The sequence below is a fragment of the Leisingera aquaemixtae genome (assembly GCF_019801145.1).
Taxonomy (GTDB): domain Bacteria; phylum Pseudomonadota; class Alphaproteobacteria; order Rhodobacterales; family Rhodobacteraceae; genus Leisingera; species Leisingera aquaemixtae_A.
In genome coordinates this window covers 286,903-312,019 of the sequence record NZ_JAHVJQ010000002.1, presented here as the reverse complement: position 1 = coordinate 312,019, position 25,117 = coordinate 286,903, and the positions used below count along the sequence as shown (strand labels likewise).

Annotated in this window: 22 protein-coding genes and 1 tRNA gene; 14 read left to right on the top strand and 9 right to left on the bottom strand. The window is 63.9% G+C overall.

What is annotated here, in order from left to right:
• Window positions 1–42 precede the first annotated feature (42 nt).
• Complete coding sequence (locus tag KUW17_RS06035) at window positions 43–597, top strand: ActR/PrrA/RegA family redox response regulator transcription factor (RefSeq protein WP_222476806.1); 555 nt, start codon at window positions 43–45, stop codon at window positions 595–597.
• Between the two features lie 3 nt (window positions 598–600).
• Here the strand turns inward: KUW17_RS06035 and KUW17_RS06030 are convergent, their stop codons facing one another.
• Window positions 601–1,197: an HD domain-containing protein gene (locus KUW17_RS06030; protein ID WP_222476804.1), complete on the bottom strand. Its 597-nt coding sequence runs from the start codon at window positions 1,195–1,197 to the stop codon at window positions 601–603.
• 232 nt (window positions 1,198–1,429) lie between these two features.
• Here KUW17_RS06030 and KUW17_RS06025 point away from each other — a divergent pair, with 232 nt between their 5' ends.
• Together KUW17_RS06025 and ahcY are read left to right on the top strand one after the other, a co-directional pair.
• Window positions 1,430–1,744 (top strand): hypothetical protein, encoded by a 315-nt coding sequence (locus tag KUW17_RS06025; RefSeq protein ID WP_222476802.1) that lies wholly within the window; start codon window positions 1,430–1,432, stop codon window positions 1,742–1,744.
• Window positions 1,745–1,895: 151 nt separating this feature from the next.
• Entirely contained in the window at window positions 1,896–3,284 is a 1,389-nt protein-coding gene (gene ahcY / locus KUW17_RS06020) for an adenosylhomocysteinase (protein ID WP_222476801.1), read from the top strand.
• Window positions 3,285–3,353: 69 nt separating this feature from the next.
• Here the strand turns inward: ahcY and KUW17_RS06015 are convergent, their stop codons facing one another.
• The 6 genes from KUW17_RS06015 to tsaD form a co-directional block, all read right to left on the bottom strand.
• Window positions 3,354–3,626 (bottom strand): DUF4242 domain-containing protein, encoded by a 273-nt coding sequence (locus tag KUW17_RS06015; protein WP_222476800.1) that lies wholly within the window; start codon window positions 3,624–3,626, stop codon window positions 3,354–3,356.
• A 533-nt stretch (window positions 3,627–4,159) separates the two neighbouring features.
• A complete protein-coding gene (locus KUW17_RS06010; protein ID WP_222477538.1) occupies window positions 4,160–4,555 on the bottom strand; it encodes a DUF1761 domain-containing protein in 396 nt (131 codons plus the stop codon).
• 46 nt (window positions 4,556–4,601) lie between these two features.
• Complete coding sequence (locus tag KUW17_RS06005; protein WP_222476798.1) at window positions 4,602–5,024, bottom strand: EVE domain-containing protein; 423 nt, start codon at window positions 5,022–5,024, stop codon at window positions 4,602–4,604.
• Window positions 5,024–5,296: a YciI family protein gene (locus KUW17_RS06000; RefSeq protein WP_019295350.1), complete on the bottom strand. Its 273-nt coding sequence runs from the start codon at window positions 5,294–5,296 to the stop codon at window positions 5,024–5,026. Before KUW17_RS06000 ends, KUW17_RS06005 begins: the two co-directional genes overlap by 1 nt.
• A gap of 1 nt (window position 5,297) precedes the next feature.
• Window positions 5,298–6,260, bottom strand: coding sequence for an NAD(P)H-dependent glycerol-3-phosphate dehydrogenase (locus KUW17_RS05995; RefSeq protein ID WP_222476794.1), 963 nt, complete (start codon window positions 6,258–6,260; stop codon window positions 5,298–5,300).
• Window positions 6,257–7,354: a tRNA (adenosine(37)-N6)-threonylcarbamoyltransferase complex transferase subunit TsaD gene (gene tsaD, locus KUW17_RS05990; RefSeq protein WP_222476792.1), complete on the bottom strand. Its 1,098-nt coding sequence runs from the start codon at window positions 7,352–7,354 to the stop codon at window positions 6,257–6,259. Before tsaD ends, KUW17_RS05995 begins: the two co-directional genes overlap by 4 nt.
• Before the next feature lie 89 nt (window positions 7,355–7,443).
• On the opposite strand from tsaD, the gene KUW17_RS05985 reads away from it, so the two are divergent.
• From KUW17_RS05985 to KUW17_RS05975, 3 genes are read left to right on the top strand one after another with little or no spacing between them, the layout of a single operon-like run.
• Complete coding sequence (locus KUW17_RS05985) at window positions 7,444–8,154, top strand: uroporphyrinogen-III synthase (RefSeq protein WP_315899388.1); 711 nt, start codon at window positions 7,444–7,446, stop codon at window positions 8,152–8,154.
• Window positions 8,155–8,206: 52 nt separating this feature from the next.
• Complete coding sequence (locus KUW17_RS05980; RefSeq protein WP_222476788.1) at window positions 8,207–9,568, top strand: COG4223 family protein; 1,362 nt, start codon at window positions 8,207–8,209, stop codon at window positions 9,566–9,568.
• A gap of 10 nt (window positions 9,569–9,578) precedes the next feature.
• Complete coding sequence (locus tag KUW17_RS05975) at window positions 9,579–11,054, top strand: heme biosynthesis protein HemY (RefSeq protein ID WP_222476787.1); 1,476 nt, start codon at window positions 9,579–9,581, stop codon at window positions 11,052–11,054.
• A 138-nt stretch (window positions 11,055–11,192) separates the two neighbouring features.
• Here KUW17_RS05975 and KUW17_RS05970 read toward each other — a convergent pair.
• Window positions 11,193–11,279: transfer RNA gene (locus KUW17_RS05970), tRNA-Leu, on the bottom strand.
• A 212-nt stretch (window positions 11,280–11,491) separates the two neighbouring features.
• Between KUW17_RS05970 and KUW17_RS05965 the strand changes: the two genes are divergently transcribed.
• Window positions 11,492–12,481, top strand: a complete 990-nt coding sequence (locus tag KUW17_RS05965) for a complex I NDUFA9 subunit family protein (RefSeq protein ID WP_222476785.1) — start codon at window positions 11,492–11,494, stop codon at window positions 12,479–12,481.
• Window positions 12,482–12,542: 61 nt separating this feature from the next.
• Here the strand turns inward: KUW17_RS05965 and KUW17_RS05960 are convergent, their stop codons facing one another.
• Complete coding sequence (locus tag KUW17_RS05960) at window positions 12,543–13,349, bottom strand: undecaprenyl-diphosphate phosphatase (RefSeq protein WP_222476783.1); 807 nt, start codon at window positions 13,347–13,349, stop codon at window positions 12,543–12,545.
• A 242-nt stretch (window positions 13,350–13,591) separates the two neighbouring features.
• Between KUW17_RS05960 and KUW17_RS05955 the strand changes: the two genes are divergently transcribed.
• From KUW17_RS05955 to KUW17_RS05925, 7 genes are all read left to right on the top strand, one after another.
• On the top strand, window positions 13,592–15,031 hold the full coding sequence (locus KUW17_RS05955; RefSeq protein ID WP_222476781.1) for an NAD(P)-dependent oxidoreductase: 1,440 nt from the start codon (window positions 13,592–13,594) through the stop codon (window positions 15,029–15,031).
• A 108-nt stretch (window positions 15,032–15,139) separates the two neighbouring features.
• Complete coding sequence (locus tag KUW17_RS05950; RefSeq protein ID WP_222476776.1) at window positions 15,140–15,574, top strand: GFA family protein; 435 nt, start codon at window positions 15,140–15,142, stop codon at window positions 15,572–15,574.
• On the top strand, window positions 15,571–20,103 hold the full coding sequence (gltB, locus tag KUW17_RS05945) for a glutamate synthase large subunit (RefSeq protein WP_222476774.1): 4,533 nt from the start codon (window positions 15,571–15,573) through the stop codon (window positions 20,101–20,103). Before KUW17_RS05950 ends, gltB begins: the two co-directional genes overlap by 4 nt.
• 206 nt (window positions 20,104–20,309) lie before the next feature.
• A complete protein-coding gene (gene mtgA, locus KUW17_RS05940; protein WP_222476773.1) occupies window positions 20,310–21,047 on the top strand; it encodes a monofunctional biosynthetic peptidoglycan transglycosylase in 738 nt (245 codons plus the stop codon).
• 66 nt (window positions 21,048–21,113) lie between these two features.
• Complete coding sequence (locus KUW17_RS05935) at window positions 21,114–21,779, top strand: glutathione S-transferase family protein (protein ID WP_222476772.1); 666 nt, start codon at window positions 21,114–21,116, stop codon at window positions 21,777–21,779.
• A 69-nt stretch (window positions 21,780–21,848) separates the two neighbouring features.
• Complete coding sequence (gene queG, locus KUW17_RS05930) at window positions 21,849–22,892, top strand: tRNA epoxyqueuosine(34) reductase QueG (protein WP_222476770.1); 1,044 nt, start codon at window positions 21,849–21,851, stop codon at window positions 22,890–22,892.
• Between the two features lie 72 nt (window positions 22,893–22,964).
• Entirely contained in the window at window positions 22,965–24,971 is a 2,007-nt protein-coding gene (locus tag KUW17_RS05925; RefSeq protein ID WP_222476768.1) for a hydantoinase/oxoprolinase family protein, read from the top strand.
• Window positions 24,972–25,117: the final 146 nt, after the last annotated feature.

Sequence of the window (25,117 nt, the reverse complement as noted above, 5' to 3'; positions counted from 1 at the left end):
TATTCTTGCGTGAACGGATAAGAACTTCGCGGAGGACCGGGCATGGCCGAAACTGCTCTGCAGGACATTGGACCCGACAAAACACTGCTGCTGGTCGATGATGACGAGCCTTTTCTGCGGCGTCTGGCAAAGGCAATGGAGAAGCGCGGATTTGAGGTGGAAACCGCCGGCTCAGTCGCCGCGGGCAGCGCCATCGCAACGGCGCGGCCGCCGGCCTATGCGGTCGTCGACCTGCGGCTTGAGGACGGCAACGGCCTGGACGTGGTCGAAGTGCTGCGTGAGAAACGCCCTGACAGCCGGGTGGTAGTGCTGACCGGCTATGGCGCAATTGCCACGGCGGTTGCCGCGGTCAAGATCGGCGCAACGGATTACCTCTCCAAGCCGGCCGATGCCACCGACATCATGAATGCGCTGTTGTCCACCGGGGATGAGCTGCCGCCGCCTCCCGAAAACCCGATGAGCGCCGACCGGGTGCGCTGGGAGCATATCCAGCGCATCTATGAGCTCTGCGACCGCAACGTTTCGGAAACCGCCCGGCGGCTGAACATGCACCGGCGCACCCTGCAGCGGATACTGGCCAAGCGCAGCCCGCGCTGATCCTCAGATTTGCGACATCAGTTCCGCATGGCGGCGCAGGAACGCCATGCGGGTCTCCAACGGCGGCCGCAGCACGATATCCAGCCCCTCGACAATCTCCGGTTTCGGGGTGCCGAAGAACTTGCTGGCTTCCTTCTTTGAAAACCCGGCGATTTGCACGGCCTCCATCCAGGCGCTGACCTTGTCCGCCCGCTTGATCTGCGCCTTCACCGTCTTCGGCAGCGCAGCGGGCAGTCCGAACCGCAGATGGATGGCGGAGGTCAGCCGCTGGTCCAGATCGCCATAGCCCGGTCCCACAGCCGCCTTGACCGGCGAGATCATGTCGCCGATCACGTATTCCGGCGCATCGTGGAGCAGGGCGGCCAGCCGCCATTTGACCGGCGCCTTGGGCTGCATCCGGGCAAAGATATCTTCGACCAGCAGCGAATGCTCGGCCACCGAATAGGCAAAATCCCCCATCGTCTGGCCGTTCCAGCGCGCCACAAAGGCCAGCCCGTGGGCGACATCCTCAATCTCGATATCCACCGGTGTCGGATCCAGCAGATCCAGGCGGCGGCCGGACAACATGCGCTGCCAGGCACGGGCGGGTTTGGCGGGCATAGGGGATTCCTGTCGCTGCACTCAACCTTTTGACTACCTGCTGCGGCCGGGCCGGGCAATGCTTGCCGTGTTTGGAGTGTTTGCGCGAACACGGGTGAGAACGCGCAGTTTATGCTCTGTGAGTTTGAAAAAGGCGCATTTCGCACCAATATTTAAAGTATAGAAGGGGCATTGCCCCCATTACGGCAAACCCCCTTTTCCTGACGTGGCACGCAATGGAAAGGAGTTTGTCATGTTCAAGCGTTTACTGGGTCTTTCACTGTTGTTCGGCATGGCAGCGACGGCGCCGCCCGCTCTTGCAGCCAGTTGCGGCGACCGGGAAGTTCTGACGCAGAAGCTGGAAAGCGGATATTCGGAACGCCTGACCGCGGGCGGATTGCAGAAATCCAGGCCTGAGGCCACCGTGATCGAGGTCTGGTCGTCGGATGAAACCGGAACCTTCACGGTTCTGGTCACACATGCAAACGGAATCAGCTGTGTTGTCGCAACCGGTTCATCCTTTTTCCATATCACTGAAAAACAGCCGGATCCGGGCACGCCGAGCTGATGCCGGCAGCCTGACAGGCTTTCCCCTACAGCCTGGCATTTGACGAAAAGCCAGAGCCATCGGCTCCGGCTGCGGGTATCTTCGTTGAATATCAACAATTGCAGTGCTAGGCCCTGCTGCAAGTGTACTCGTAACCGGAATGGAGCAGACTATGGCCGGGGATTATATCGTCAAGGACATCGCGCTGGCCGGGTTTGGCCGCAAGGAACTGGACATCGCCGAAACCGAAATGCCGGGCCTGATGGCGCTGCGCGAGGAATACGGCGAAAGCAAACCGCTGAAAGGCGCGCGCATCGTCGGCTCGCTGCACATGACTATTCAGACCGCGGTACTGATCGAAACGCTGGTGGCGCTGGGTGCCGATGTGCGCTGGGCCTCCTGCAACATCTTTTCGACCCAGGACCACGCCGCCGCGGCAATTGCCGAAGCCGGCATTCCCGTATTTGCAATCAAGGGTCAGACCCTGGAAGAGCATTGGGATTACCTGGACAAATCCTTCATGTTCCCTGAAGGCGCGAACCTGATCCTGGACGATGGCGGCGACGCCACCCTCTATGTGCTGCTGGGCGCCCGCGCCGAAGCCGGCGAGGACATCATCCCGGTGCCGCAGTCCGAGGAAGAAGCGGTCATCAAGGCGCAGATCATGAAGCGCATGGAAGCATCGCCCGGCTGGTTCACCAAGACCCGCGACGCGATCCTGGGTGTCTCCGAGGAAACCACCACCGGCGTCCACCGCCTGTATGAGCTGCAGAAGAACGGCCAGTTGCCGTTCCCGGCGATCAACGTGAATGACTCGGTCACCAAGTCGAAGTTCGACAACAAATACGGCTGCAAGGAATCGCTGGTCGACGGCATCCGCCGCGCCACCGACACCATGATGGCCGGCAAGGTTGCCGTGGTCTGTGGTTATGGCGACGTGGGCAAAGGCTCCGCAGCCTCCCTGCGCGGCGCTGGCGCCCGGGTGAAAGTCACCGAAGCTGACCCGATCTGCGCTCTCCAGGCCGCCATGGATGGTTTCGAAGTCACCCTGCTGGAAGATGAAGTCGCCACTGCTGACATCTTCATCACCACCACCGGCAACAAGGACGTGATCCGTATCGAGCACATGCGCGAGATGAAGGACATGGCGATTGTCGGCAACATCGGCCACTTCGACAACGAGATTCAGGTCGCCAGCCTGCGCAACCACAAATGGACCAACATCAAGGACCAGGTGGACATGATCGAGATGCCCTCGGGCAACCGCATCATTCTGCTGTCCGAAGGCCGCCTGCTGAACCTCGGCAACGCCACCGGCCACCCTTCTTTCGTGATGTCGGCGTCCTTCACCAACCAGGTGCTGGCCCAGATCGAGCTGTGGACCCGCGGCGACCATTACGAAAACGACGTCTACATCCTGCCCAAGCACCTGGACGAGAAAGTCGCCCGCCTGCATCTGGGCCGCATCGGCGTCAAGCTGACCCAGCTGAGCGCAGAGCAGGCCGCCTATATCGGCGTCAAGCCCGAAGGCCCGTTCAAGCCGGAGCACTACCGCTACTAAGCGGATACCCCTCGAAAACATCGGCGCCGTAGGAGCAATCCAGCGGCGCCTTTTTTGTGCCCGATACCGTCAATTGCCGGTGGACGGGTCAATCACGGTCTCGATCCTGGTTATCTTGTTGGCCGGGAAGCCGCTCAGCTTCGCGTGCTCGTGTATCGCCTCTTCGGAATCGGCCAGGTAAATGCAGAAGGTCTTGTCGCCGGCGACATAGGAATGCTGCCATTGCACCCGGGGCGCGAGCTTGGCCAATGCCTCGTTGGACGTGCGTGCTGCGCCGCCCAGTTCTTCGCCGCTCATGCTGCCGACCTTCGGAATCTCCCGTTCAATGAGAAACTTCTGCATGAAACCCTCCTGATTTTCGCTGTTTCCGGTCTTCCATGTAGGACCGTTTCCCGAAAAGGCAGCAGTGCGGCATGAGTGATACAGCAGAAACCACCAATTCACCGTCGCTGCCTGCCGCTGGCGATTAATACCCAATCATGCACTGGGCGTACGGGCCGCTACTTCCTGAGCGCAACTGGCCCGGATGCCAGTGAAAAACCAAGTTATTCCCAACGGCTATCTGCGAGTATTCCGCGCCGGAGCTTCTCACACCGGGACGCCCCTTTCAGGTACTAAAAGACATCTCCGCCTCGCTACCGCTTCGGGTTGAAATTCTGAGCGGTCATTCGCGGGTACCTCCCATTTAACTCGCATTGTCAGGGTTATTGCTTTGCGGAATCGGCCGGACGGAAGATATACACAAGTAACCGGCCAGGACGGCCAGGAACCAGATTTTCAAACGCGTGTGGTGGATAGTGGAGCACGCGGGGTGGAAGGGAAGGTCCTGATTGTCCTCAGGTCCTTCCCTTTTTCAATTCAGTGCCTCTTTGAAGTCAGAAGAGTGTCAGCACCAGACCGGCCGCAGCGCAGGCCAGCGTCGCATAGCCGCCATCAATCAGCGTCAGCTTGACCGGCCGCATCCCGTACATGTTGTTCAGCGCAATCCAGGGGCTGATGAAAAACAGGCCGATGCCGGCGCCGCCGACCAGCCCTGCGCCCAGGGTTTCGATGCCTGACAGGCTGAATACATGGCGCATCATTCCGGCCACGATCAGCTGAAGGACAAATGCCATGGCAAAGATCATGGGGCTTTGCCCGCCCTCCGGCTTGCCGGTTTCGTCACACTCGACGCCGGAAGCCTCGACCCATGGTTTGGCCAACGCGCCGTAGTAGACGGCACCCAGCACAAACGCCGCCGCTGCCGCAACAATCACACTCAGGAATTCCACGATGCTCTCCTCAATGGTTTCAGCCACTTGAGAGCAGAGTGGCAGATCAGCTAGGGTCTGTCTCCCCCAGCGCGCAGATGGCGGCCCATTCGGCTTCGCTCACCGGCTGCACCGACAGGCGGGAGTTCTTGACAAGCACCATTTCCTCCAGACGCGGATCGGCTTTGATCTGGTCCAGGCTTACCGGCCTGGCAAAGGGGCGCACTGCCTTGATGTCGACGCATTCCCAGCGGTCGTCCTCGGTGGTGCTGTCCGGGTGCACCTCTGCGCAGACCTCAACGATGCCGACCACGGATTTCTCTTTCTGCGAATGATAGAAAAAGCCGCGGTCGCCAATTTTCATTTCGCGCATGAAGTTGCGCGCCTGGTAGTTGCGCACGCCGTCCCATTCCTCGCCCGCAGCACCCTTGGCAGCCTGGTTATCCCAGCTCCAGGTGGAAGGTTCGGATTTGAACAGCCAGTAACGCATCAGCCAATGACCTTTTTCCAGGTGATCAGTTCGACAGCTTCAAAAAGGCCGGCCTTGTTGTAGGGATCGTTTGCCGCCCATGCCTCGCCTGCTGCCATGTCCTCGACGTCCAGGATAACCAGGGAACCGGCCATATTGCCATCCTGATCCAGCAGCGGGCCTGCCTGCGCCACGGCGCCGGTGTCGTTGATATAGGCCAGATGGGCGTCACGGTTGTCCAGCCGGGTCTGCAAATGGCCGGGTTTGTCGCGGGCGATCAATGCGATGAGCATTTTATTCCTCTTTTAATGGTCTTTTAAGCAAATGTGCCGCTGCCTCGCTGATCGTCAAGCGCTGATCTACTAAATTGGTTACCGTGAGCGTGACCGGCATATCCAGCCCCCTCTGCTGGGCCTGCTCCGCAACGGCCCGCGCGGTGGCGGCACCTTCCACGGTGATGCTGGGATCGAATTCCTCGCCCCGGCCGATGGACAGGCCCAGCCGGTAATTGCGGGAGAGATCCGAGGTGCAGGTCAGCGCCAGGTCGCCAAATCCCGAAAGCCCGGCCAGGGTTTCCGCCTTGGCGCCGCTTGCCAGCGCCATCCGCTGCATCTCCGCATAACCCCGGGTCATCAGCGCAGCACGGGCGCTGTCACCGAGCCCGGCGCCGATCACGGCACCGCAGGCAATTGCCATCACGTTTTTCAGGGCGCCGCCGATTTCCGCGCCTATGGTGTCCGTCGTGCGGTACAGGCGCAGATTGGCCGTGGTCAGCTGCTCCTGCAGTTCCTTGCCCAGCTCCGCATCGCTGCAAGCCAGCGTCAGCGCGGTTGGCAGTCCGCGGGCAATGTCAGCAGCGAAGCTCGGCCCGGTCAGCAGTGCGGCCTGCGCATCCGGCAGAACTTCACGGATGACGGCAACCGGGCCTAGCCCGGTCTCCAGCTCAATCCCCTTGCAGCATGCAACGAGCGATTTTCCTGCGAGGTGTCCGCTGTACTGCTCCAGCACACCGCGGAGCGTTTGCATCGGCACCGCCAGAAGCAGAACTTCGGATTGGCAGGCGTCCGCGATATCCGCAGTGATGGCAAGGTTCCCTGGCAGCTCCACACCAGGCAGGCGGGTCCCGTTACGGCGGCTGTCCTGCATCGCCTGGGCCTTAACCGGGTTGCGGGCCCACAGGGTCACCGGCCCGTTGCCGGCCAGCGAAATCGCCAAGGCGGTGCCAAAGGCGCCCGATCCCAGTACCGAAATGCTCATGCTTTGGCTCCCTTGCGGCCTGACCCGATCAGCGCCGGGCTGCTTTGATCCAGCGGCCAGCGCGGTCGGGCGGTCAGGTCCAGCCCGTCGCGCGCACCCGTCTTGAACCGCTCCAGCCCGGCATAGGCGATCATTGCGGCATTGTCGGTGCACAACCGCAGCGGCGGCGCGGTAAAGGCGGCGCCGGCCTCGGTGCAGACAGTCTCTAACGCGGTGCGAATGGCAGTGTTTGCTGCCACACCTCCGGCAACAGCGACCGTTGGCTGTGCCGGTTCTTCTTGAAGGTACAGGCGGATGGCGCGGCGGGTTTTTTCCGCCAAGGTATCAACCACAGCAGCCTGAAACCCTGCACATAAGTCGGCACGGTCCTGGCGGGTGAGGCCGCCTTTTTCCGTCACGATCTGATCGCGCATCCGCATCAGCGCGGTCTTCAGCCCCGAGAATGACAGGTTGCAGTCCGGCCGGTCCAGCAAGGGACGGGGAAAGCGGAAGCGCTTGGGATCACCCTGTTCCGCTTCAGCCTGCACTGACGGCCCGCCCGGCTGCGGCAGCCCCAGCAGCCGGGCGGTCTTGTCAAAGGCCTCGCCCGGCGCGTCGTCAATAGTTCCGCCCAAACGGGTGAAATCCTCCGGCCCGCGCACCAGCAGGTACTGGCAGTGGCCGCCAGAGACCAGTAGCATCAGGTAGGGATAGGCGATCCCATCCGTCAGCCGCGGTGTCAGCGCGTGGCCTGCTAGGTGGTTCACCCCGACGAGCGGCAGGCCGGTTGCAGCGGCAATCCCCTTGGCGCACATCACCCCTGACATAACCCCGCCGATCAGCCCCGGGCCGGCCGTGACGGCCACCGCATCCATGTCCTTCAGGCTCAGCCCGGCCTCCAACAGCGCATCGCGGACGCAGATGTCCAGCTTCTCGGCGTGGGCGCGGGCGGCAATCTCCGGCACCACGCCGCCAAAGGCGCTGTGCAGCTCAGTCTGGCCGAAGACAACCGAGGACAGAACCTCGGGCCGCGCGCCTTCAGTCTGCCGCACCACGGCGGCAGCGGTGTCGTCACAGCTGCTCTCCAGCCCCAGAATTGTCAGGGTCTTTGTCATGGCCTTACCGTTGCATCAAACTGCCGCCGGGGCTACCACCGAAGCGGGTTGCAAACAATCCCGGGAGCCGTGCGATGGTGCCTTTGCTGATGACACGCCCGCTGGCAGCGGCAGAGAGTTTTGTGGACGGCCTGCCTGCCGGGGGGCGGGCCGGGCTGCGGGTGATCTATGCGCCGCTGATGGAGATCCGGCCAGCGCGGGCACCGGTCGCGTTGCAGGGTGTGAAAGGTGTGATTTTCACCTCGGCCAGCGGTGCCGAAGCCGCTTCACGTGAAACCACAGCGCGGCTGCCTGCCTATTGCGTCGGGGAACGCACCGCGCAGGCTGCCGCGGAACTGGGCTGGCAGGCGGAGGCCTTGGGGCAATGCGCCGAGGAGCTGACAGCAGCCCTGCTGCAGCAACGCCCGGCCGCGCCGCTTCTGCATCTGCGCGGTGCCCATACCCGTGGAAGCATTGCCCGGCGGCTGACGGAGGCAGGCCTCCCCTGCGGCGAGCAAATCGTGTATGATCAGGTGCTTCTGCCGCTGACAGCTGAGGCGCAGGCCGCGCTTGCTGCGCAAACTGATGTGATCGTGCCGCTTTTTTCACCCAGGACTGCGCGCCATTTTGCCAATCTGTGCGGGGATGCCTCGCATTTGCATCTGATTGCGCTTAGCCAGGCCGTTGCTGAACCGCTGAAAGGCTTGAATTGCAAGGCGTTGCGCGTAAGTAAGGCGCCGGATGCACCGGCCATGGCAGCGGCTGTCCTTGATGCCGCAGCGCAGCTGTCCCGGCTTGAGGGCAAGGGGCGCGCAGAGTAGGGTCCAGCGTGTTCGCACGAATGTATTTCAGGAATCGAGGGGGGAGGCCGGCGTGGCTGACAAGAAAAATCCGGAAGACGTGATTGAGCCTGGCCCCGGTGAAACCAAGCCGGCCGAGGATGCAGCAGAGACCTCCGGGCACGGAGCGGCGGATGAATCCGCTGCCAAGCCTGTTGACACCTCTGACGAAGTAGACTCTGCGGTTCCCGAGACCGAGACCGAGACCGAGACCGAGACCGAGACCGAGACCGAGACCGAGACCGAGACCGAGACCGAGACCGAGACCGAGACCGAGACCGAGACCGAGACCGAGACCGAGACCGAGACCGGGATTTCGCCCTTTGACCAGGACACCGCTGCAGAGCGGGAAGAGGCTTCGGTTGAACCGCTTGCCGCGGCTGAGGCTCCCCGCGCAATCGAGCGGGTGGTGGAAAAGCGCGGTGGCTTCGGCTCCGCCGTGCTGGGCGGTGCTGTAGCAGCTGTTATCGGTTTTGTGGCCGGCCAGGGCGGCTGGCTCGACAGCATCCTGCCGCCGTCGATGCAGGAAAACAGCGAAGAGCTGGCAGCCCTGGAAAGCGGCCAGTCGGACCTGAAGGCGGCATTGGCAGACTTGAAACAGCAGGTTGAGGCCAATCAGGCCCCTGATCTGGCACCGCTGGCCTCCCGCATTGACGCGTTGGCGGCTGAGATTGAACCCCTGAAGACTGCTCAGTCCCCTGACGCGGGCCTGCGCGCGGATCTGGATGCCTTGGCCGACCGGGTGGCGGGCCTGGAAACCCGGCCGCTGGAGGGGGCGTCACCCGAGGCCGTTGCGGCATTTGAAACCGAACTGGCCAAGCTGCAGGACAGCCTTGCTGCGCAGCGCTCAGAAGTCGAAGAGATGCTGGCCGAGGCCCAGGCGATGGATGTTGCCAGTGCCGAAGCCGCGCGGATCGCCAGCGCCCAGACCCAGCTGGCACAGCTGCGGTCCGCACTGGACAGCGGCAACAGCTATGCTGCCAGCGTTCAGGAACTCACCGCCCTTGGCGTAGAGGTGCCTGCGGCCCTGTCCGGCCCGGCCGAAAGCGGCGTAGCCACGATCTCTGCGCTGCGCGACAGCTTTGCCCCGGCAGCACGCGACGCGCTGGCCGCGGCACGCGAGGAGACCAAGGGCAGCGGCGGCTTGCTGGACTACGTGAACCGCCACTTGGGGGCACGTTCTGTGACGCCGCAGGAGGGCGGCACCCCGGATGCGGTGCTGTCGCGCGCCGAGGCCGCGGTGGCTGCGGGCAAGCTGCAGGATGCGCTGAACGAATTGTCCGCACTGCCCGAAACGGCGCGGAATGCCTTGTCCAGCTGGGAAGCTGCGGCAAATGCACGGGTGGCTGCCGTAACAGCCGCCGCTGATCTGGCCCAAAGCCTGCAAGCCAAATAAGGAAGCCGCCATGCTCTGGTCGTTGTTGAAGATCCTCGTATTTGTCGCAATTGTCGCGCTTCTGGCCTTTGGGGGCCGCTTGCTGATGGAAACCTCCGGCGGGATGCAGATCACCGTCGCCGGCACCGAATACACGCTAAGCGCGCTGCAATCCGTTATCGCGCTGGGTGTGCTGGTTGTGGGCGTCTGGCTGTTCCTGAAACTGCTGTCGCTGCTGGTTGCGACGCTGCATTTCCTGAATGGCGACGAAACCGCCCTGTCGCGTTATTGGGACAAGGGCCGCGAGCGCAAGGGCTACAAGGCGCTGGCCGACGGGCTGATGGCGCTGGCTTCGGGCGAGGGGCGCCTGGCGCTGGCCAAGGCAGCGCGGGCTGAGAAATACCTGCAGAAGCCGGAGCTGACCGATCTGCTGGTGGCCCAGGCAGCTGAGATGAGCGGCGACACCCACAAGGCGGCGGAGGCCTATAAACGTCTGTTGGCGAACCAGCCGACCCGTTTTGTCGGGGTGCGCGGGATCATGAAGCAGAAGCTTTCGGAAGGCGACACAGAGACTGCCCGCCAGCTGGCTGAGAAGGCGCTGGCGCTGCGGCCCAAGCATGAGGAGGTTCAGGACACGCTGCTGCGTCTGCAGGCGCAGGCCGAAGATTGGGCCGGCGCGCGCAAAACGCTGTCGACCAAGCTCAAGACCGGCACCCTGCCGCGCGATGTGTTCAAACGCCGCGATGCGGTGCTGGCGCTGTCGGCCTCCAAGGGCATTCTGGACGAGGGTGCGACGGTCGAGCAGCAGGAGCAGGCGATCGAAGCGAACCGCCTGTCGCCGGACCTGGTCCCTGCTGCCGCCATGGCAGCCCGCGCCTATATTGCCAAGGGCAAGAAGCGCCCGGCCGTCCGGCTGCTGAAAAAGACCTGGGAAAGCCAGCCGCATCCGGACCTGGCCCATGCCTTTGCGGAAATCGAACCGGAAGAAACCGCCGCCGAGCGTGTCCAGCGGTTTGATCAGCTGGCGCGTATCAAACCGCTCAACGACGAGACCCGCCTTGTTATGGCGGAGCTGAACATCGTGGCCGAAGACTTCCCCGAAGCCCGCCGCTGGCTGCATGATCTGGCGAAGCGGGCGCCGGATGCCCGCGCGCTGACGCTGATGGCTGCAATCGAGCGCGGCGAAGGCGCCGGCGACAAAGTGGTGCAGGGCTGGCTGGCCAAGGCGCTGACCGCCCCGCGCGGGCCTCAGTGGGTCTGTGACAGCTGCAACCACATCCATGCGGAATGGGCGCCGGTCTGCGAGCATTGCTCCAGCTTTGACACCCTGTCCTGGAAACGCCCCGAAACGCCGGAGGTTGCCAGCATGGCGGCCGCCCATATGCTGCCGCTGATCACTGGTGCGCTGGAGGACAAGTCCGCAGAGCCGGTCGAGGACGCGGAAATTGTCGAGGCCGCCGAGGATGCAGGGGGCAAGACACAGGACACGGTCACAGCGGTGAGCTGACACCGGTTTCCGGTCAAATGAAGACCCGTGATGAACGGCAGGCACGGCCTGCCGTTTTTCATTTCGGACGGTTGGCGCAGCACGCTTCCGCCAGCCGCGGAAAACTCCGTGACTTTGATGTTCATGATGTTCGGGGAATGGTGCCCAGGAGAGGACTCGAACCTCCACGTCCATACGGACACTAGCACCTGAAGCTAGCGCGTCTACCAATTCCGCCACCTGGGCAGGTGTCGTGGGACCGGCGTATAAGCAGCTTCCCGGGGGGCGTCAAACGGATTTTTTCAGGATCGCCGGGGCGGGATAGCAGAGGGAGTGGCGCTCCGGCAGAAAAACTGATGCAGGCAGGCCGCTTGGGCCGCAGCAGCGGCCATTTGCGCCTTGTTCGGCGCCTCTTGCGGCGCTAGAGCATACTTGCAGCTAAGTTCAGGAGCCAAATGATGTCCAAACTGGTCACGATCTACGGCGGATCCGGATTCGTGGGCCGCTACATCGCGCGGCGCATGGCCAAGGAAGGCTGGCGGGTGCGGGTCGCCGTGCGCCGCCCCAATGAAGCCATGCATGTGAAACCCTACGGTGTTCCGGGCCAGGTGGAGCCGGTGTTCTGCAACATCCGCGACGATATTTCGGTCGCGTCGGTGATGCAGGGGGCGGATGCAGTGGTGAACTGCGTTGGCGTGCTGAACGAGCTGGGCAAGAACACTTTTGGTGCCATCCATGCCGAAGGCGCGGGCCGCATCGCGCGCATCGCGTCGCAGCAGGGCGTTGCCAATCTGGTGCATATCTCGGCGATTGGCGCCGATGCGGATGCCGCCAGCGGCTATTCCCGCACCAAGGCCGCCGGCGAAGCTGCTGTGCAGCAGCATTTCCCGGGCGCGGTGATCCTGCGCCCCTCGGTGATCTTCGGGGCAGAGGACGGCTTCTTCAACCGGTTTGCTGGTATGACCCGCCTGTCGCCCTTCCTGCCGATTGCCGCAGGCGGCACCAGGTTCCAGCCTGTGTTTGTGGATGATGTGGCCAAGGCTGCGGTCAAGGGCGCGCTGGGCGAGGCCGAAGGCGGAGTCTATGAACTGGGCGGGCCGGAAGTCAAAACCTTCCGCGCGCTGATGGAGCAGATGCTGGAGGTCATTCACCGCCGCCGCGTCATCATCTCGCTGCCCGGTTTCATGGCGAAGCTGGTGGCTTTCGGCTTTGACATGCTGCAGTTCGCCAGCTTCCAGCTGATCGAGAACAAGATGCTGACCCGCGATCAGCTGAAAAGCCTGAAGTCGGACAACGTGGTATCCGACGGCGCCAAGGGTTTTGCGGATCTGGGCATCGACCCGGTGAACGCTGGCTCGGTGCTGCCGGATTACCTGTGGAAGTTCCGCCCCTCCGGCCAGTATGACGAGATGACCAGCTCCGCCCGCAATCTGCGTAACGGCGCCTGATTTTCGAAACGAGTCGAAGCTTTGAAAGCGCGGGGCAGCCCCGCGCTTTTTCCTTTCCGGTTCAGCTGCTGTAGGCGATGGCCAGAAGCACCGTGCCCAGGATCACCCGGTAGATCACATAAGGCGTGAAGCTGACCGAGCGCAGCAGCCGCATCATCAGGCTGAGCGCGGCAAGCGCCGAGAGCATCGCCAGTGCCGCGGCAATGGCGGCATCGCGCAACAGGGCGGTATTGGCCTCCAGCGCTACACCAGTACCTAGCAGAACAGCGGAGGCAAAGATCGATGGAATCGACATCAGCATTGCAATCCGGGCACCTTCCTCGCGCGTGTAACCCAGCTGGCGGGCGCCAGTAATAGTGATACCGGAGCGTGATGTGCCGGGAACCAGCGCCAGCATCTGCCATAGGCCCATGATCAGAGCGTCGCGCGTGCCCCAGTCAGCGGCCTGTTTTTCTTCGCTGCCTTTCTGGTCGGCCCAGTACATCACCAGGCCAAAGCCCAGCATTGCCCAGCCGATCACGGTGATCGACCGCATCGCCAGGCTGAGCCCGGTGCAATATAGCAAGGTACCAACCATGACGGTGGGAATAGTGGCGATGATCAGTCCCATCGCTAGTTTGGACCCCGGAGTGTCGGTGCGGCCGGAAAGGGCGCGGGGCAGGCCAAGCAAACCTTCGCGCACGTCGCCCCAGAAATAGAGCATAACCGCTGCCAGGGTGCCTGCGTGCACGGCCACGTCGACTACTTGGCCCTGATCTTCGAGGCCCGTGAGGCCGGGCAAGAGAATCAGGTGGCCGGAGGAGGAAACGGGCAGGAATTCCGTGAGGCCTTGGATAAGTGCAACCAGAATCAATTGGAAAAGCGGCATCCGCAAATCATCTCCTGCTGGCCTCGAAGGGGCGGTAAACTGTCGCGACTCTGTATAAATCCCGGCACTGGATTGGAAAGCAGATATTAAGGTCCGAATCGGGCCTAAAATTCCTGTACATTTCCGTCAAACACGGTATCAGAAATTAAGCGCTGGCAAAATAGGTCAGCAAAGTTGACATAAAAGCGTATCCGTACCCGAAATGGTGCCTGCGCAGCCAGACAAACGATGGAGTCCAGCCCGTGGCCAAGCAACCGATGCTGAAATTTGTGCAGATCGAACGCGACATGCCGGAAAAGCGTGACGCAAGTGTACGCAAGGAAGACTTCAAAGAGATTTACGCAGAGTACGCTGCTGCCAAGGCCGAAGAGCAGGCCAGCCGCTGCAGCCAGTGCGGCGTGCCGTATTGCCAGAGCCACTGCCCCCTGCACAACAACATCCCCGACTGGCTGCGCCTGACCGCCACCGGCCGCCTGGAAGAGGCCTATGCCACCAGCCAGGCCACCAACACCTTCCCGGAAATCTGCGGCCGCATCTGCCCGCAGGACCGCCTGTGCGAAGGCAACTGCGTGATCGAGCAGTCGGGCCATGGCACCGTGACCATCGGTTCGGTTGAGAAATACATCACCGACACCGCCTGGGAAAACGGCTGGGTGAAGCCGGCGGCTCCGCTGGCCGAGCGCAGCGAGAGCGTCGGCATCATCGGCGCCGGCCCCGGCGGCCTGGCGGCGGCGGACATGCTGCGCAAGGCGGGGGTGCAGGTCACTGTTTACGACCGCTATGACCGTTCCGGCGGTCTGCTGATGTACGGCATCCCCAGCTTCAAGCTGGAAAAGGACGTGGTGGAGCGCCGCAACAAGCTGCTGGCCGACGGCGGCGTGACCTTTGTCCTGAACTGCAACGTGGGCGAGGACATCTCGTTCGAGGAAATCCGCAAAAAGCATGACGCGGTGATCATCGCCACCGGCGTCTATAAATCGCGCGATCTGGCGATGCCGGGCAGCGGCTCGGAAGGCATCGTCAAGGCGATCGACTTCCTGTGTGCCTCGAACAAGAAGAGCTTTGGCGACGAAGTTGCTGAGTTCGACAACGGCAGCCTGAATGCAGAAGGCAAAAAGGTTGTGGTGATCGGCGGCGGTGATACCGCGATGGACTGCGTGCGCACTTCGATCCGCCAGGGCGCAACTAGCGTCAAATGCCTTTACCGCCGCGACCGGGCCAATATGCCGGGCTCGCAGCGGGAAACCCAGAACGCCGAGGAAGAAGGCGTGGTCTTCGAGTGGCTGTCGGCGCCCAAGGGCTTCACCGATGAAGGCGGCAAGGTTGCCGGCGTGATGGTTCAGAAGATGCGCCTGGGCCAGCCGGACGCCTCGGGCCGCCAGGCGCCGGAAGTGATCGAAGGCGCAGATTATGTCGAGGAGGCCGACCTGGTTATCAAGGCGCTGGGCTTTGAGCCGGAAGAGCTGCCCGTCCTGTGGAATCAGCCGGAGCTGCCAGTGACCCGCTGGGGCACCATCAAGGCAGCGTTCAAATCCGGCGCGACCGAGCTGGACGGTGTCTATGCGGTGGGTGACATCGTGCGCGGCGCATCGCTGGTGGTCTGGGCGATCAAGGACGGCCGTGACTGCGCCGAAGCGATCATCGAAAACTTCAACAGCAAGGCCGCGGTGGCGGCGGAATAGGCCGGCACCCCCTGTACACCGTCTGTGCACCCCCTGTGCACCGGCGGAACAGCCGGGAAACGCAGCAAGGTCAGCGATGCTGACCCAGCCAGCAGAAGGACAATGGATATGAGCGAACTGAAGGGACAATGCATGTGCGGCGCGGTAACCGTCACCGCCACCCCTGCGCGCGCTTCCATTTCCGCCTGCCACTGCGAAATGTGCCAGCGCTGGGCCAGCGGCCCTTACCTGAGCTTTCAGGCGGCCAGCGGTTATGCGGCGCTGGGCCCGGTGCAGACCTATGAGTCCTCCGGCTGGGCCGAGCGGGCGTTCTGCGGCAAATGCGGATCGTCGCTGTGGTACCGGATGACCGCAGGAGAACATAAGGGCCAGACGCAGATGTCGGCTGGCCTCTTTGAAAACGCAGGCGGCAACGAGTTGCGCCTGGAACTTTACATCGACAAGAAGCCAGCGGGCTACGCCTTCGACAGCAGCAGCCGGAAACTGACCGGCGCTGACGTGATCGAGATGTTCGCCCCCTCCGTAGAAGGAAACAGCCAATGACCAAATATGATGCCGATTGGGTGCGCGCCGAGGAAGCCAAGCGCAAGTGGATGGCTGATAACGGCCTGTATTCCGAGGAGGAAGAGCATTCCTCCTGCGGCGTTGGCCTGGTGGTTTCGGTTGACGGCAAGAAAAGCCGCAAGGTGGTTGAGGCCGGCATCGATGCGCTGAAGGCGATCTGGCACCGCGGCGCTGTGGATGCCGACGGCAAGACCGGCGACGGCGCGGGCATCCACGTGCAGATCCCGGTTCCGTTCTTCTATGACCAGATCCGCCGCACCGGCCATGAGCCGCGCCAGGATGAGCTGATGGCGGTGGGCCAGGTGTTCCTGCCGCGCACCGATTTCGGCGCCCAGGAACGCTGCCGGACCATCGTCGAGACCGAAGTTCTGCGCATGGGCTATTCCATCTACGGCTGGCGCCATGTGCCGGTGGATGTGGCCTGCCTGGGTGAAAAGGCCAATGCGACCCGCCCCGAGATCGAGCAGATCCTGATTTCCAACGCCAAGGGCGTGGACGAGGAAACCTTTGAGCGCGAGCTTTACGTGATCCGCCGCCGGATCGAGAAAGCGGCCAATGCCGCGGCGATCTCGGGCCTGTATATCGCGTCGCTGTCCTGCCGCTCGATCATCTACAAGGGGATGATGCTGGCAGAGCAGGTGGCGGTGTTCTACCCGGACCTGATGGATGATCGGTTCGAGAGCGCCTTTGCGATCTATCACCAGCGCTATTCTACCAACACGTTCCCGCAGTGGTGGCTGGCGCAGCCGTTCCGCATGCTGGCCCACAACGGCGAGATCAACACGCTGAAGGGCAACCTGAACTGGATGAAGAGCCATGAGATCCGCATGGCGTCGGCGACCTTTGGCGACTATGCCGAGGACATCAAACCGATCGTGCCGGGCGGCGCGTCCGACTCCGCGGCGCTGGATGGTGTGTTCGAGGTTCTGGTGCGCGCCGGCCGCTCCGCGCCGATGGCCAAGACCATGCTGGTGCCGGAAAGCTGGTCCAAGCAGGCGGTGGAACTGCCCCAGTCCTGGCGCGACATGTATTCCTACTGCAACTCGGTGATGGAGCCCTGGGACGGCCCCGCCGCGCTGGCGATGACCGACGGCCGCTGGGTCTGCGCGGGCCTGGACCGCAACGGGTTGCGCCCGATGCGCTATGTGGTGACCGGCGACGGGCTGGTGATTGCGGGCTCCGAGGCGGGCATGGTGCCGGTTGACGAGGCCACCGTGGTCGAGAAGGGCGCGCTGGGCCCGGGCCAGATGCTGGCCGTCGACATGGAGAAGGGCAAGCTGTTCCGCGACACCGAGATCAAGGACAAGCTGGCCCGCGCGCTGCCGTTCGGCGACTGGGTCAAGCGGATCAACGATCTGGACGCGGCCCTGGCCAAGGTGACGGAGCAGCCGCTGTTCAGCGGCGAAGAGCTGCGCCGCCGCCAGGTTGCGGCCGGCTATTCGATCGAGGAGCTGGAGCAGATCCTGGCGCCGATGGCCGAAGACGGCAAGGAAGCACTGGCCTCGATGGGGGATGACACCCCGTCTGCGGTTCTGTCCAAGCAGTACCGCCCGCTGAGCCACTTCTTCCGCCAGAACTTCTCTCAGGTGACCAACCCGCCGATCGACAGCTTGCGCGAATTCCGGGTGATGTCGCTGAAGACCCGCTTCGGCAACCTGAAGAACGTGCTGGACGAGGACAGCTCGCAGACCGAGATCATCGTGCTGGAAAGCCCGTTTGTGGGCAACGCCCAGTGGGACAAGCTGGTGGAGCAGTTCAACGCGCCGCTGGCGGAGATCGACTGCACCTTTGCGCCGGGCCGCGGCTCGCTGAATGCGGCGCTGGCGCGGATCCGGGCCGAGGCCGAGGAGGCGGTGCGCTCCGGCGCCGGCCATATCGTGCTGACCGACCAGTATTCGGATGAGGGCAAAGTGGCGATGCCGATGATCCTGGCAACCTCTGCCGTGCATTCGCATCTGACCCGCAAGGGCTTGCGCACCTTCTGCTCGCTGAACGTCCGCTCTGCCGAATGTATCGACCCGCATTACTTTGCGGTGCTGATCGGCTGCGGCGCCACCGTGGTGAACGCCTATCTGGCTGAGGATTCGCTGGCCGACCGTATCGAGCGCGGCCTGCTGGACGGCTCGCTGACCGACAATGTTGCCCGCTACCGCGAAGCCATCGACCAGGGCCTGCTGAAGATCATGGCCAAGATGGGGATCTCGGTGGTGTCTTCCTACCGCGGCGGCCTGAACTTTGAGGCGGTGGGCCTCAGCCGCGCCATGTGCGCCGAGTATTTCCCGGGCATGACCTCGCGCATCTCCGGCATCGGTGTCAGCGGCATTCAGGTGAAGGCAGAGGAAATCCACGCCAAGGCCTGGAAGGCGCCGGAAGGCGTCCTGCCGATCGGCGGTTTCTACAAGGCGCGGAAGTCGGGGGAGACCCACGCCTGGGAAGCGACCTCGATGCATATGATGCAGATGGCCTGCAATAGGGCCTCATACGAGCTGTGGAAGCAGTATTCGGCGAAAATGCAGTCGAACCCGCCGATCCACCTGCGCGACCTTCTGCAGATCAAGCCGCTGGGCAAACCGGTGCCGATCGAGGAAGTGGAATCGATCACCTCGATCCGCAAACGGTTCGTGACCCCGGGCATGTCGCTGGGCGCGCTGAGCCCCGAGGCGCACAAGACGCTGAACGTGGCGATGAACCGGATCGGCGCCAAGTCCGACTCCGGCGAGGGCGGCGAAGATCCGGCGCACTTTGTGCCGGAGCCGAACGGCGACAACCCGTCTGCGAAGATCAAGCAGGTGGCGTCGGGCCGCTTTGGCGTGACCGCCGAATATCTGAACCAGTGCGAGGAACTGGAAATCAAGGTGGCCCAGGGCGCCAAGCCCGGCGAGGGCGGCCAGCTGCCGGGGATGAAGGTCACCGACCTGATCGCCCGCTTGCGCCACTCGACCAAGGGCGTGACGCTGATCTCGCCGCCGCCGCACCACGACATCTACTCGATCGAGGATCTGGCGCAGCTGATCTACGACCTGAAGCAGATCAACCCGCGCTGCAAGGTGACGGTGAAGCTGGTGGCGTCCTCCGGCGTTGGCACCATTGCAGCAGGCGTTGCCAAGGCCAAGGCCGACATCATCCTGATTTCGGGCCACAACGGCGGCACCGGGGCGTCGCCTGCGACCTCGATCAAATACGCCGGCCTGCCGTGGGAGATGGGCCTGACCGAGGCGCATCAGGTGCTGGCGATGAACAACCTGCGCGAGCGGGTGACGCTGCGCACCGACGGCGGCCTGCGCACCGGCCGCGATATCGTGATGGCAGCGATGCTGGGGGCCGAGGAATACGGCATCGGCACCGCGGCGCTGATCGCCATGGGCTGCATCATGGTGCGCCAGTGTCAGTCCAACACCTGCCCGGTCGGCGTCTGCACCCAGGACGAGAGCCTGCGTGCCAAGTTCACCGGCAACGCGGACAAGGTGGTGAACCTGATCACCTTCTACGCCCAGGAAGTGCGCGAAATCCTGGCCTCCATCGGCGCCCGTTCGCTGGATGAGGTGATCGGCCGGGCCGACCTGCTGGCGCAGGTGTCGCGCGGTTCTGCCCATCTGGACGACCTGGACCTGAACCCGCTGCTGATCACCGTCGATGGCTCCGCCAATATCGCCTACAACCGCGACAAGGAGCGCAACGCGGTGCCGGACACGCTGGATGCGGAAATCGTGCGCGATGCCGCCCGCTTCCTGCAGGACGGCGAGAAGATGCAGCTATCCTATGCGGTGCAGAATACCCACCGCACCGTGGGCACCCGCACCTCCAGCCATATCGTGCGCAACTTCGGCATGCGGAACTCCTTCCAGCCGGATCACCTGACGGTGAAACTGCAGGGGTCCGCCGGCCAGTCGCTGGGCGCCTTTGCAGCGCCGGGGCTGAAGCTGGAAGTGTCGGGCGACGCCAACGACTATGTCGGCAAGGGCCTGTCGGGCGGGACCATCGTCGTGCGCCCGCCGCAGGTGAGCCCGCTGACCGCGTCCGAGAACACCATCATCGGCAATACCGTGCTGTACGGCGCCACCGATGGCTACCTGTTTGCGGCCGGCCGCGCGGGCGAGCGCTTTGCGGTCCGCAACTCCGGCGCCAAGGTGGTGATCGAGGGCTGCGGTGCCTGCGGTTGCGAATACATGACCGGCGGCGTTGCGGTGATCCTGGGCTCGATCGGTGCCAACTTCGGCGCCGGCATGACCGGCGGCATGGCCTATCTGTACGATCCGGAGGGCAAGGCCGAGACCCTGATGAACATGGAATCGCTGGTCACCTGCCCGGTTGCCGTGGCGCATTGGGAGGCAGAGCTGAAAACCCTGATCGAACGCCATCTGGAGGAAACCGGCAGCCGCAAGGCGGCAGAGATCCTGCAGCATTGGGACATCGAGAAGGCGAACTTCCTGCAGGTCTGCCCGAAAGAGATGCTCGACAAGCTGCCGCATCCGGTGATGCAGGAGCAGGAGGCTATTCCGGCGGAATAAGCCTGCTTAGAGAATGAAACCAAGCCCCGCAGGCCGTGCCTGCGGGGCTTTTCGTATCTGCTGGCCTCCCGCTGCCAGCCGGAATTTTCCGGGAGGTTTGTGCCGCAGCTGCAGGCGGGGCCGGCCCCAGGCGCGCGGATCAGCGGAATGCGGCGTCAAGCAAACTGTTCCTTTGTGAATGCTTCGCGGCCGTCCTATAGAGGGGCATGGCCAAGGCAGTTGCAAAAAAGAAGAAAACCAAGAGCAGCAAGAAGACAGCGAAGCTGAAGATTCAGCCGCTGCGCTGGCTGCGGCGCTGGGCATTGCGGGGCGCGCTGGCGCTTGCCGCGGTGTTTCTCTTTCTCATTCTGCTGTTTTCGGTGGTGAACCCGCCGATCACCCATACCATCTGGGCCGAGCAGCGCCGCCTGGGCGAGGTGGACCGGATGTGGGTGCCGCTGGAGGAAATCTCGCCGGTGCTGGCCCGCTCAGTCGTGGCGGCGGAGGATGCGCAGTTCTGCCGCCATTGGGGCTTTGATGCCCGCGCCATCCAGGCGGCAATCGAGGCCGGCGGCAGCCGCGGCGGCTCGACCATTTCGCAGCAGGTGGTGAAGAACGTGTTCCTTTGGCAGGGCCGCAGCTGGCCGCGCAAGGTGCTGGAGACGCTGCTGACCCCGGTGGTGGAGATCGTCTGGAGCAAGCGGCGCATCCTGGAGGTCTACCTGAACGTCGCCGAAATGGATGAGGGCGTGTTCGGCGCCGAAGCGGCGGCGCGCAAGTATTTCGGGGTCGGCCCCGACGAGCTGAGCGCCCGGCAGGCGGCGCTGATTGCCGCCGTGCTGCCCAACCCCAAGGAGCGTTCGGCCCGCAAGCCGTCAAACTTTGTGCAGCGCCGGGCCCGGCAGATCCAGGACGGAGCGGCCACCATTCGCGCAGACGGGCGGGCCGATTGTTTCGAGGATTGAATCTTTGCCCCGCCCAAGGCATTGCTGAACCAACCGTTGTAAGTTTTCTGGAGACCCCCTGTAGCCATGGCGCGCCTGTACCACGTTCCCCTGTCCCCCTATTGCCGCAAGGTGCGGCTGTCGCTGGCAGAGAAGAAGATCGAGGTTGAACTGGTCGAGGAGCGCTACTGGGAGCAGGATCCGGACTTCCTGCGCCGCAACCCGGCCGCCAAGGTGCCGGTGATCCGGCTGGACGGCCAGATGATGGCCGAGAGCGCCGCAATCTGCGAATATCTGGAGGAAACCCGCCCAGAGCCGGCGCTGATGCCCAAGGATGCCGCCGGCCGCTATGAAGTGCGCCGCCTGGTGAGCTGGTTTGACGACAAGTTCCACCACGAGGTGACATCGAAGTTGCTCTATGAGCGGGTGAACAAGAAGATCACCGGCGAGGGCTATCCCGACAGCCGCAACGTCAAGGCCGGCGCCAAGGCGATTAAATACCATCTGGATTACATGGCCTGGCTGCTGGACCACCGGCGCTGGCTGGCGGGGGATATGATGACGCTGGCGGATTTCGCCGCGGCGGCGCATCTGTCGTCGCTGGACTATATTTCGGATGTGGACTGGAACCGCTCGGCGGTGGTCAAGGACTGGTACGCCAAGATCAAGTCGCGGCCTGCGTTCCGCTCGATCCTGGCGGATCAGGTGCCGGGGTTCCGGCCGCCGCCGCATTACACCGATCTGGATTTCTGATATCAAGCGGGGTGAGGGGCGCTGCCCCCGCGGCCTGATGGGCCGCTCCCCCGGAGTATTTGGGCAAAGATGAAAGACGGAGCCGGCATCAAGGACAGACTGGTGGCGCAGGCGCTGGCCGAGGGGTTCGTGTCCTGCCGCATCTGCCGGCCCTGGGATGTGCCGCAGGTGCCGGGGCGGCTGCAGGCGTTTCTCGACGCGGGCTATCACGGGCAGATGGGCTGGATGGCGGAGCGTACCCATTGGCGCGGCGATCCGGCGCAGCTGTGGCCCGAGGCGCGGTCGGTGATCATGCTGGCCGAAAGCTACACGCCTGAGGAAGACCCGATGGCGGTGGTGGGGCAAGCGGACCGCGGTGCGGTGTCTGTCTACGCCCGGAACAAGGATTACCACGACCTGGTCAAGAAACGGCTGAAGCGGCTGGCGCGCTGGCTGATTGCGGAGGCTGGCGAGGATTGCGAAGTGAAGGTGTTTGTCGACACCGCGCCGGTGCCGGAGAAGGCGCTGGGCATGGCAGCAGGGCTGGGCTGGCAAGGCAAGCACAGCAATCTGGTGAGCCGGGATTGGGGGAATTGGGCCTTTTTAGGGTCTGTTTTCACCACGCTGGAGCTGCCTGCGGACAAGGCAGAACCTGACCGCTGCGGGTCCTGCCGGGCCTGCCTGGACAGCTGCCCGACGGATGCTTTCCCGGCGCCCTACCAGGTTGATGCGCGGCGCTGCATTTCCTATCTCACCATCGAGCACAAGGGGCCAGTAGACGAAGAGCTGCGCGGGAAACTGGGCAACCGGATCTATGGCTGCGACGATTGCCTGGCGGCCTGCCCCTGGAACAAGTTTGCGGTTGCCGCCAGCGACATGCGCTATGCCGCGCGCGAGGAGCTGAACGCGCCGAAGCTGGCGGAGCTTGCGGTGCTGGATGACGCCGCGTTCCGGGCGATGTTTTCCGGCTCGCCGATCAAGCGCATCGGGCGCGACCGCTTTGTGCGCAATGTGCTTTACGCGATTGGCAATTCCGGTCTGGCGGAGCTGCGCGAAGTGGCGCAAGGGCTGGCGGAGGATCCGGACCCGGCGGTGGCGGATGCGGCGCGATGGGCGGTTCAACGGCTTTCGTGACGCAAACAGGATGGACGGGCCGCAAATAGGCGTTACACCCGGTCCGGCGAACAGAGTTTGAGAGGGCTGGGCATGGCGTTGCTGCTGGGAGTGGACACGGGCGGAACCTATACCGATGCGGTGCTGATCCGCGACGAGAAAGAGGTGATCGCCTCGGCCAAGTCGCTGACCACGCGCCAGGATTTGGCGATTGGCGTTGGCGGCGCGATCCGGGCGGTGCTGGAACAGTCCAGGGTGAAGCCGCAGGAGGTGTCGCTGGCGGCGCTCTCCACCACTTTGGCGACCAATGCGCTGGTCGAGGGCCAAGGCGGCCGGGTGGCGCTGATCTACATTGGCTTTAAAGAGGATGATCTGGACCGGCACGGGCTGCGGGACGCGCTGAAGGGTGATCCGGCGCTGGTGATCGGCGGGGGCCACACCCACGCGGGCAGCGAGGCAGCGCCCCTGGACACGGAGGCGCTGGAGATGTTCCTGCGCACTGAAGGCCAGGGGGTGACGGGTTTTGCCGTGGCCGGGGTCTTTGCGACCCGTAACCCGGCGCATGAGATGGAAGCGGCGCGGGTCATTCACGAGATGACCGGCGCGCCGACCACCTGCTCGCATCAGCTGTCGGCCAAGCTGAACGGGCCCAAGCGGGCGGTGACAGCGGTGCTGAATGCCCGTCTCATCGGCATGATCGACCGGCTGATCGGGCGGGCGCAGGACACGCTGCGCGATCTGGGGATCGAGGCGCCGATGATGGTGGTGCGCGGCGACGGCGCGCTGATGAGCGGCGAGCAGGCGCGGGAGCGGCCGATCGAGACCATCCTGTCGGGCCCGGCGGCGTCGATCGTGGGGGCGCGCTGGATGACCGGGGCGGATCACGCGCTGGTCAGCGACATCGGCGGCACCACGACGGATGTGGCGCTGATCAAGGATGGCAAGCCCGCGATTGACCCCGCAGGTGCCCGGGTCGGGGCGTTCCGCACCATGGTGGAGGCGGTGGCGATGCGCACCACGGGCCTGGGTGGTGACAGCCAGGTGCATCTGAACACCAGCGGGCTGTCCGGCGGGCTGACCCTGGGGCCGCGGCGGGTGGTGCCGGTCTCGTTGATTGCCACCGACGCGCCCGAAGTGGTGCATGCGGCGCTGGATGAGCAGCTGCGCAATTCCACGGTGGGCGAGTTTGACGGGCGTTTTGTGCGGGCGGTGCCGGGGGTGCCGGTGGCGGGCCTCAGCGAGCGCGAGGCCGGGCTGCTGGCGCGGATCGGGATGCAGGTGCACCCGCTGGGCCAGATCCTGCGCACCCGGATGGAGCATGGCTCGCTGGGCCGGCTGGTGGACCGCGGGCTGGTGCAGGTCTCCGGCGTGACGCCCTCGGATGCCAGCCATGTGCTGGGCCGCGCGGATGCCTGGGACCGCGAGGCGGCAGAGAAGGCGCTGACGCTGTTTGCCCGCCGCCGGGTGGGCAGCGGCGATATGGTGGCAAAAGATGCGGAAACGCTGGCGCAGATGATCATTGATCAGCTGACCGAACAGACCGCTTTGACCTTGTTAGAGTCTGCTTTTGCCGAGGAAGCCGAAGATTTTGGCCTGCCCGCGGATCAACTGGCGCGGCATGTTCTGATGCGGCGCGGGCTGGCGAAACACCGCGGGCTGCTGGCGCTGGATGCGGCGCTGAATGTGGATGTGGTGGGGCTGGGTGCCTCTGCACCCAGCTATTACCCCGCGGTGGGGGAGCGGCTGCACTGCAACATGATCCTGCCGGAACATGCCGGTGTGGCCAATGCTATCGGCGCTGTGGTGGGGCGCGTCACCATGCGGCGCAGCGGCACCGTGACCTCGCCTTCCGAGGGCAAATTCCGGGTGCACCTGGAGAGCGGGCCGGTGGATTACCAGGCCTCGGACGAGGCGCTGGCAGCACTGGAGGCGGCGCTGGCAGGGGAGGCCCGCGGCGCAGCAGAGGAAGCCGGTGCCGAGGATATCCATGTGCATGTGGAGCGGGATATCCGCACCGCGCAGGTGGAGTCGCGGGAGGTGTTTGTCGAGGGCACGCTTACGGTGGAAGCCAGCGGGCGGCCGCGGGTGGCGCACGCCTAGGCCGGTTTCAGCAAGCGGGTTTTCAGGGAAAACCCGCTGCTTATGGCGGGGATATTTTTGGCCAGATGAAGCACGGATGGTTGCTGCGGATCTGATATTTGAAACGCCCCGCCGGAGTGCAGCGGGGCATTGAATGCCTTGTTAGA